1 protein-coding gene is annotated in these 796 nt (G+C 67.3%); it reads right to left on the bottom strand.

Translation table 11 applies throughout. The features are described 5' to 3' along the window. Positions 1–796, bottom strand: a 796-nt coding sequence (locus tag EOA28_RS37355) for an integrase (RefSeq protein WP_128315918.1), incomplete at both ends; no start/stop codon positions are given.

The raw sequence follows: 796 nt of genomic DNA on the forward strand, positions 1-796 counted from the left end.
TTCAGAATCAGGTTCACCGCCTGCGGCGTCAGGGCCCGCTTTTCGAGATTGCCCCAACGGTCGATGCCGCGGAACACGGCGCCTTCGCTGATGTTCGCACGCTCCAGCCACTCCCGCAGGACCCGCACCGGACCGCCGATCAGCACCACGAAGGCGTCGCTGTCGGCTTGTGTCGTCTTGGTCCGTCCGAGCCGGATCGACAGGCACGGCAGTTTTTCGCCGTGGGGAGCCTTGGGATCGGTGGGTACCGGCTCCTCTTCGACGATCTGCTCGACGCGCAGCGCCGCAATTTCGCTGCGACGCCGGCCGCCGGAGGCGAAGGCGGTGATGAGGATCGCGCGATCCCTGACGTCGACGAGACGGTCGCCGCCGCAGGCTTTTAGGAGCGCGGTCAAAATGTCGGCGGTCACGGCTTTCTTGCTCTTGCGGCCGCGCGGTCGGGCGCTGGCGCGCACGGCCAGCTTGATGGCGCTGTGCAGGCCCGGGGCCGCAAAATTTCCGTGCAACCCACGCCATTTGGTCAGCGTCGACCAGCTCGACAGCCGCCGACGCACGGTGGCGGGGGCGTGCGGGCCGTCGACACGCAGCAGCTTCGCCAACTTCAGCGCTACAGCCACGTCTTCCGGCATCCCATGCGCCGGGTCGGCTTCCCGTCTTACGGGATCCCACAGATGATGGGCGACGAATTTGATCAGCAGCGCCTCCGGCGCCGGCCAGGGCAGCGCAAAACCGGTGGCGGCCAGACACCAGGCCTCGAGGTAGCCAAGGTCGGAAGCGAGCGCCCGCAGCGAATTAT

Source organism: Mesorhizobium sp. M2A.F.Ca.ET.067.02.1.1, assembly GCF_004023285.1.
Classification (GTDB): Bacteria; Pseudomonadota; Alphaproteobacteria; order Rhizobiales; family Rhizobiaceae; genus Mesorhizobium.